Source organism: Streptomyces sp. CC53, from assembly GCF_001865245.1.
Classification (GTDB): domain Bacteria; phylum Actinomycetota; class Actinomycetes; order Streptomycetales; family Streptomycetaceae; genus Streptomyces.
On sequence record NZ_MKXB01000053.1, the window covers coordinates 1 to 7,583 of the forward strand.

Below are 7,583 nucleotides of genomic sequence, written 5' to 3' on the forward strand. Positions count from 1 at the left end.
CGTCGCCGTCGTCTTCGGCGCCGGGCTGTGGAACGGCCGCCCGACCCCGTACCTGGCGCACCGGCTCGACACGGCCGCCGAGCTGTACCGCACCGGCAAGGTCAAGGTCGTCCTCGTCACCGGTGACAACTCGCGCGTCGAGTACGACGAGCCGGACGCGATGCGCACGTACCTCGTCGAGCGCGGGGTGCCGGACGGGCGGATCGTCAGTGACTACGCCGGGTTCGACAGCTGGGACTCCTGCGTGCGCGCGAAGAGGATCTTCGGCGTGGACCGCGCCGTCCTCGTGACCCAGGGCTTCCACGTCCGGCGCGCGGTCACCCTCTGCCAGGCGGCGGGAGTCGAAGCGTACGGCGTCGGGGTCGCGGAACTGCACGACGCCGTCTGGTACTACGGGGGCGTCCGCGAGCTCGCCGCCGCCGGGAAGGCCGCGCTCGACGTCGTCCTCCGACCGGACCCGACGTTCCTGGGGCGCGAGGAGAGCGGCGTCCGGGAGGCCCTGGCCTCGGCGGAGTAGCCCCGGACGGGCCTCCCGGCGGGCTCCGGACCGGGCCGCCGCCGCTCACCGCACCGGGCCGCACGCCCGGAGCGCGACGTACCCCGTGCGTAATACGGCGTGACCGCGGCCGTAACACGCGCGTCGCACGCTCGGTGCCATGCTCGCCGCCGCCGCAACCTCCCCCTCCACCACCGCCACCCACTGCCCGTACTGCGCCCTGCAGTGCGGGATGAACCTCCGGCCCGCCCAGGACCCGCAGGGCGGGGTCGAGGTAGTGGAGCGTACGGACTTCCCCGTCAACCGGGGTGCCCTGTGCGGCAAGGGGCGCACCGCGCCCGCCGTGCTGTCCTCCCGCGTCCGGCTCACCGGGCCGCTGATCCGGAACCACGCCACAGGCGCGCTCGAACCGGCAGGCTGGGAGGAGGCGCTGCGGGCCGTCGCCGACGGACTGCGGCGCACCCGGGAGACGTACGGACCCGACGGGGTCGGGGTGTTCGGCGGCGGCGGGCTCACCAACGAGAAGGCGTACAGCCTCGGCAAGTTCGCCCGCCTCGTCCTCGGCACCTCGCAGATCGACTACAACGGCCGCTTCTGCATGTCGTCGGCGGCCGCCGCGCACACCAGGGCGTTCGGGGTGGACCGGGGCATGCCCTTCCCGTTGGAGGACGTCCCGCGCAGCGGCTGCGTCATCCTGGTCGGCTCCAACATCGCCGAGACCATGCCCCCGGCGCTGCGCTACCTCACGGAGCTGAAGGAGAACGGCGGCAGGCTCGTCGTCATCGACCCGCGCCGCACCCGCACCGCCGAGCAGGCCGACCTGCACCTGGCGCCCCGCCCCGGCACCGACCTGGCCCTCGCCCTCGGACTGCTGCATCTCGTCGTCGCCGAGGGCCGGGTCGACGAGGACTACGTACGGGAGCGCACCACCGGCTGGGAGGAGGCCCGCGCCGCCGCCATGTCCCACTGGCCCGCGATGGTCGAGCGGCTCACCGGTGTCCCGGTGCCGCAACTGCGCGAGACCGTGCGGATGTTCTGCGACGCCGACAGCGCGATGGTGCTCACCGCCCGCGGGCCCGAGCAGCAGGCCAAGGGCACCGACACCGTGGGCGCCTGGATCAACCTGTGCCTGGCCACCGGCCGGCCCGGCCGCCCGCACTCCGGGTACGGCTGCCTCACCGGCCAGGGCAACGGCCAGGGCGGCCGCGAGCACGGTCAGAAGGCCGACCAGCTCCCCGGCTACCGCAAGCTCGACGACCCGGCGGCCCGTGCCCACGTCGCCTCCGTGTGGGGCGTCGACCCGGACGTGCTGCCCGGACCGGGCCGCAGCGCCTACGAACTGCTCGACGCGCTCGGCCGGGACGTGAAGGCGCTGCTCGTCATGGGCTCCAACCCGGTCGTCTCCGCGCCGCGCGCCGGACACGTCGAGGACCGGCTGAGGTCCCTCGACTTCCTCGCCGTCGCCGACGTCGTGCTCTCCGAGACCGCCGCGCTCGCCGACGTGGTGCTGCCCGTGACGCAGTGGGCGGAGGAGACCGGCACGATGACGAACCTGGAGGGCCGCGTGCTGCTGCGCCGCCGCGCCCTCACCCCGCCCGAAGGCGTCCGCAGCGACCTGGAGGTCATGCACGCGCTCGCCGGGCGGCTCGGCTGGGAGAAGGGCTTCCCCACCGACCCGGAGGAGGTCTTCGACGAGCTGCGCCGCGCCTCCGCGGGCGGTCTCGCCGACTACTCCGGCATCAGCTACCGGCGCATCGCCGAGGAGGACGGCGTCTTCTGGCCCTGCCCCGGCCCCGACCACCCCGGCACCCCGCGGCTCTTCCTCGACCGGTTCGCCACCCCCGACGGCCGCGCCCGGTTCGTGCCCGTCACCCACCGTCCGGCGGGGGAGGAGCCGGACGACGCCTACCCCGTCATCCTGACGACCGGCCGCGTGGTCTCCCACTACCAGTCGGGCGCCCAGACCCGGCGGGTCGCCGAGCTGAACGCCGCCGCCCCCGAGCCGTTCGTCGAACTGCACCCGCGGCTCGCCGAGCGCGTCGGCGTGGCGGACGGCGAGCCCGTGGCCGTCGTCTCGCGGCGGGGCCGGGCGGTCGCCCCGGCCCGGCTGACCACGGCCATCCGGCCCGACACGGTGTTCATGCCGTTCCACTGGTACGGCGAGGGGCGCGCCAACACCCTCACGAACCCGGCCCTCGACCCCACGTCGAAGATGCCGGAGTTCAAGGTGTGCGCGGTCCGCCTGGAACCGGTGACGCCGAACGACCCGGCCCCGTCGGACGGCTGAGCCAGTCCCCGCCCGCCAGCGGCGGCCCCACCACGGTGCGGGCCGCCGCCACGTACACCCACGCCCGTACCTCCGCCCCGTCCCGCACGCGGACGGCGCCGCACACCACCCGCTCGTACAGGTTGCGCGGATCGCCCGGGCCCAGGCGGCCCTCCAGCCGGTCCAGGGCGTCCAGCAGCGCGCGGTACCCGCCGGGCGCCGCCCACATGAGGTCCCCCACCACCGTGCCCGTGCCGCCGAGCCGCAGGTACGGGTAGCCCGGCCCGTCGTGCAGCAGGGCGCCCGGCAGCCTGGCGGGCTCCTCGGACACGGTGCGGCCCGCCAGGTACCGGCCGTGGTTGCGCCCGCCCGGCCGCAGCGTCCCGTACACGAAGAACGGCAGCTCCGATCCGGGTTCTCCCCCCGGGTCGGGGGCCCCGGCCGCGACCGTGCGGTGCCGCCCGGCCGCGGGCCGACCCGCGCGGTGCGGCGCTCCTGCCGCCGCATGCCCTCCGCCGTACGGCAGCTCGTCCTCAGCCGTGCCCGCGGGGTGCGGCGCCCCGGCCGCCGGCCGTCCCCCGTCGTGCGGCACTTCCCCGCCCGTACGGCGGGGCGTCCCGGCCGCCGGCCCCCGTCCGCGGGACGCCACCCCGGTCACCGGCGCTCCCCCGTGGCGCAGCGGCGCGCCGCCGCCCCGCCCGTCCGGAACGCCCGCCCGCTCACCGGGTCTCCCGCGTGATCCACGCCAGGTACTCCGCGCTCCCGCGCAGCACCGGTGTCGCGATGATCTCCGGTGTGTCGTACGGGTGGTGCTCCCGCAGGTACGCCTCCAGCGCGGTGTACCGGTCGTCGGCCGTCTTGAACAGCACCTGCCACTCCCGGGCGGACTCGACCGCGCCCTCCCACCGGTAGACCGACGTCACGGGCGCCGAGATCTGCGCGCACGCCGCGAGTCTCGCCCCCACGGCTCCGCGCGCCAGTTCCTCGGCCTTCGCCGCGCTGTCGGTGGTGGTCAGGACGGTCAGGGCCGGCGTCATGTCGTCACGCTCCTCGTCTCTCCTTCCCCAGCATCACATCCGCGGCCCCGACCGGTCACGTCCACGCTTCGAGCCCCGGGCCACCGGACCACGAGCCGCCTTCGAGGGCCGGGCCCCAAGCTGACGTACGCGCCGGACATCGGACGGCGCAGACGCACTCCGAGAGGAGGTAACGCCATGATCCGCAAGCCGGTTCGCCGCGGTGTGAGCTCCCGCAAGTCCGTCATCAACTGATCCGTCACCGCGCCGGCCGGGCCGGCACCACCGGGTGCCGGCCCGTGTCCTGCCCGTACGACTCAGGAGAGGAGGAAAGGCCATGGTGCGCAAGCCGGTTCGTCGGGGCGTCAGCTCCCGCAAGGCGGCCTTCTGATCGTGAACCACTGATCAGGGTCCCGCGCGTGGCGGGCACGGCGGACTCCGCGGTGCCCGCCACGCCGCTTTCCCGTCAGGTCCCTGCACACGAGTGCGCCCCACCACACCCACATGAGGAGCCAGACATGGAGTTGACCGACCGCGTCGTGCGGATCGAGTACGTGCCGGACGCAGGACTGCTGGCAGCCGACGTGACGGGCCGTATCCACCTGCTCGACGGGGACCTGCAGGTCGTCAGGTCGTCGCCGGCGCCGACCGGCACCGTGGCCGCGGGGCACGCCCCGGTCTACACGGTCACCGCCTCCGGACCGTGGGTGGTCGGCCGGGACAAGCGGGGCACGCTGCTGCGGTGGCGGCTGGACACCCTGGACCTCGTCGACGTCCTCGACGCGGACCACACCGCCGACCACACGGAGCTGATGGACGGCGAGGAGCCCTCCCCGGTGATGAGCCGCGGCATCACCGTCCACCGGGGCAAGGTGTACGTCAACAACGGCTACCGGCAGATGGCCGTCCTCGACCTGGAGACCTTCGCCGTCGAACGCGTCGAGCCGTCGTTCGCCGGGCACGTGCCCCTGGAGTGGTTCTGCCAGGACCACCCGGACGTGGACGCCGCCTCCGACAAGGCCGGCCGGGTCTTCCTCGGCGACCTGGAGAGGCTCGACTTCCCCACCGTGGTGCGCGCCGACGGCGGCAACATCCACCGCATCCTCTACGACCCGCTGCACCACCGCTTCTGGGCCACCCAGGACGACGGCACCGACGAGAACGACAACATCGCCAACGGCGTCCTCACCCTCGACGCCCAGGGCACCATCACCCACCAGGTGCTGCTGGCCCGCGACGACGTCGAGTTCCTCGCCTTCTCCCCGGACCACCGGACCGTCTACGTCGGCGGGTTCGACGGCGTGCTGCACCTGCTGGACAACACCTCCCCGGAGCCGAGGATCGCCGACACCGTCACCGGCTTCTCCCACCAGCTCACCGACTTCACCGTCGGCGACGACGGCACCCTCTACACCCTGACCCAGGACGGCGACATCCGCCGGCTCAGCGCCGACGGCCGCGAGGTCCTCGCCCGCGCCCCCTTCCGCCGCCAGTGCGTGTGGGACATCCGGCAGTCCGCCGACGACCCGGCGGAGCTGTACGCCGCGACCGACGACGGCGTCGCCGTGCTGTCCCTGGCCACCGACCCGGTCGGCGAGCCCCGCCTCGCCGTGCGCGACCATCTGGTGCACGGCATGGGCTTCACCCGCCGCGTGGTGCCGTTGCCGGGCGGCTGGGCGGGCGTCACCCGCGACCGGTGGGTGTTCCGCGCCACCCGGACCGGCGAGATCCTGTGGCGCCACCGCGTGGCCGCCCTCGCCCACACCGTCTCCGGCTCGCCGGACCACAGCAGGCTGCTGGCCTGCCACAACGACGGCGTGGACGAGCTGGACGCGGCCACCGGCGAGGTGATCGCCCGCATCGACATCGGGCGGGCGTCCGCCTGGGCCGGCTGCTACCTGCCCGGCGGGGAGCGGATCGTCGCCTCCAGCACCGGCCTCGTCGCCGCCTTCGCCGCCGACCGGCAGGAGGTGCTGTGGGAGCTGGACACCACCGAGTACCCGAAGCGCATGTGGGCCGAGGACGCCGACACCCTGATCGTCAGCGGCGAGAACGGCTTCAAGCGGATCTCCGTCAGCGAGCGGAAGGTCACCCACCGCTGGACCGAGCTGCTCGACAACACCGTCGAGAACGGCGTGGTGCTGCCCGACCGCGTGTACGCCGTGTCCTACGGCGCCCAGCTCGGCGTCTACGAGCGCGAGTCCACCGAGATCCTGGCCCTCGTCGAGGACCTGCCGGACTTCGCCAAGGCGGTCGCCGCGGTGCCGTTCGAGGACGGCCACGTCCTCCTCGTCGGTGGCCGGGGCGGCTGGATCCGGGTGTTCCGCACGGGCGGCGAGGGCGTCAAGGCCCCGCTGACCCGCGTGCGGGACCTGCTCCTGCCCCGGCAGAGGACCACGCCGTGACCGGTGGGGACGGCGGGACGGCCGCCACGGAGGCCCGGCCGTCCCCCTGGCGGGACCGGAGGTTCCGGATCTTCGCCGTCGGCAACGTCGTCAACAACATCGGTGAGGCCGTCTACACGGTGGCCCTCCCGCTGTTCGTCTACGAACGCACCGGCTCGCTGGCCGTGATGGCGATGCTGGCCGTGCTCACCCCCGCCACGCTGCTGCTGGCCCCGCTGCTCGGCGCCGTCGTCGACCGCCACGGCGCCCGGGTGCTGGTGGTGCCCGGGCTGCTGGTCCAGGCGGCCGCCGCCATCGCCCTGAACCTCACCGGGCTCGCCGAGGACGCCCCCGTCTGGCCGCTGTTCGTCTTCGGCGCGCTCGTGCAGATCGGCGGCGCCGGCTACCGGATGGGCTGGATGACGGGCGTGGCCCACATGTTCCCCGACAACCCGGTCCGCTCCCGGGCGAGCCTCGGCAGCCTCTACACCGTCACCAACGTCGTCGGTCCGCTCCTGGTCAGCGTCGCGCTGCTGTGGGTCGGCTACGCCGGACTGCTCTGGTTCAACGTGCTGACGTTCTTCGCGCCCATCGCCGTGTGGCTCATGGGGATCCACCCCCCGCGCCGGGCCGCCTCCGGCGGCGGGGGCGTCGTGCGGGGACTGGTCGACGGCGGGCGGGTCATGCTCGGCACGCCCGTGCTGCTGCACGCGATCCTCGTGTTCGTCCCCATGCTGCTGGTCGGCACCACCGGCACGATGACCCTGTCGCTGTTCCGGCTCCAGGACGACTGGCAGCTGACGCCGCAGAGCGTGGGACTGGTGCTGGTGGCGGTGCGGATCGCCGGCGTCCTCGGGACGGTGCTCGTGTCCGAGCGCAAGACCTTCCCGTTCCGGGCGATCGTGCTCGTCGGCACGCTCGGCATGGGCGTGGCGCTGCTGCTGATGGCGTCCGGTTCACTGGCCGTCTTCGTCGGCGCGATGGTCGTCATGTTCGGGTTCCAGAGCGCGCTCGGCGTCGCGAGCGACCTGATGGTCTTCCAGTTCGTACCGGCCGACGCCCTGGGCCGCGTGGGCGGGATCGTCGACCTCGTCCTCGGCCTTCCCGTGCTGGCCGGCCCGCTGGTCGTGCCCGCGCTCGCCGACGCCCTCGGCGGCTCCGCCACCTTCGCCGTCTTCGGCTGCGTCCAGCTCGCCGGCCTGCTGTGGCTGTGGCGCACCTGGCGGCAGTGGGCGCAGAAAGCCCCGCAGACCCCGTCACGAGAGGAGGCCGTCACACCATGAGCGACGGCACGAGCAGGGCGCGCACCCCGCACCCAGCCGACGAAGAGGCGGCAGCCGGCCCGCGTCCCGGCCGCGACCCCGCCCCGGCGGCCGACCAGTGGGGCACGCTCACCACCCCCGCCGGCCCCGCCCTCTATG

General features: G+C 74.2%; 6 protein-coding genes. 4 read left to right on the plus strand and 2 right to left on the minus strand.

The window, feature by feature from the left end:
* Together BJP40_RS04770 and BJP40_RS04775 are read left to right on the plus strand one after the other, a co-directional pair.
* On the plus strand, positions 1-517 hold a 517-nt coding region (locus BJP40_RS04770), incomplete at its 5' end, for a vancomycin high temperature exclusion protein (RefSeq protein WP_071278836.1).
* A 139-nt stretch (positions 518-656) separates the two neighbouring features.
* Positions 657-2,783, plus strand: coding sequence for a molybdopterin oxidoreductase family protein (locus tag BJP40_RS04775; RefSeq protein WP_071278838.1), 2,127 nt, complete (start codon positions 657-659; stop codon positions 2,781-2,783).
* Here BJP40_RS04775 and BJP40_RS04780 read toward each other — a convergent pair.
* Together BJP40_RS04780 and cutA are read right to left on the minus strand one after the other, a co-directional pair.
* Positions 2,719-3,165 (minus strand): gamma-glutamylcyclotransferase, encoded by a 447-nt coding sequence (locus BJP40_RS04780; RefSeq protein ID WP_071278846.1) that lies wholly within the window; start codon positions 3,163-3,165, stop codon positions 2,719-2,721. The genes BJP40_RS04775 and BJP40_RS04780 overlap by 65 nt on opposite strands.
* A gap of 316 nt (positions 3,166-3,481) precedes the next feature.
* Entirely contained in the window at positions 3,482-3,799 is a 318-nt protein-coding gene (gene cutA / locus BJP40_RS04785) for a divalent-cation tolerance protein CutA (RefSeq protein ID WP_071278840.1), read from the minus strand.
* A gap of 497 nt (positions 3,800-4,296) precedes the next feature.
* Between cutA and BJP40_RS33975 the strand changes: the two genes are divergently transcribed.
* Positions 4,297-6,183, plus strand: a complete 1,887-nt coding sequence (locus BJP40_RS33975; protein ID WP_071278842.1) for a WD40 repeat domain-containing protein — start codon at positions 4,297-4,299, stop codon at positions 6,181-6,183.
* Entirely contained in the window at positions 6,180-7,445 is a 1,266-nt protein-coding gene (locus tag BJP40_RS04795) for an MFS transporter (protein ID WP_071278844.1), read from the plus strand. Before BJP40_RS33975 ends, BJP40_RS04795 begins: the two co-directional genes overlap by 4 nt.
* Positions 7,446-7,583: the final 138 nt, after the last annotated feature.

What these genes read in the sequence shown, in the direction of transcription:
- BJP40_RS04775 (WP_071278838.1), top strand. Translation starts at nt 657, where the DNA reads ATGCTCGCCGCCGCCGCAACCTCCCCCTCCACCACCGCCACCCACTGC.
- cutA (WP_071278840.1), bottom strand. Translation starts at nt 3,799, where the DNA reads ATGACGCCGGCCCTGACCGTCCTGACCACCACCGACAGCGCGGCGAAG.
- BJP40_RS33975 (WP_071278842.1), top strand. Translation starts at nt 4,297, where the DNA reads ATGGAGTTGACCGACCGCGTCGTGCGGATCGAGTACGTGCCGGACGCA.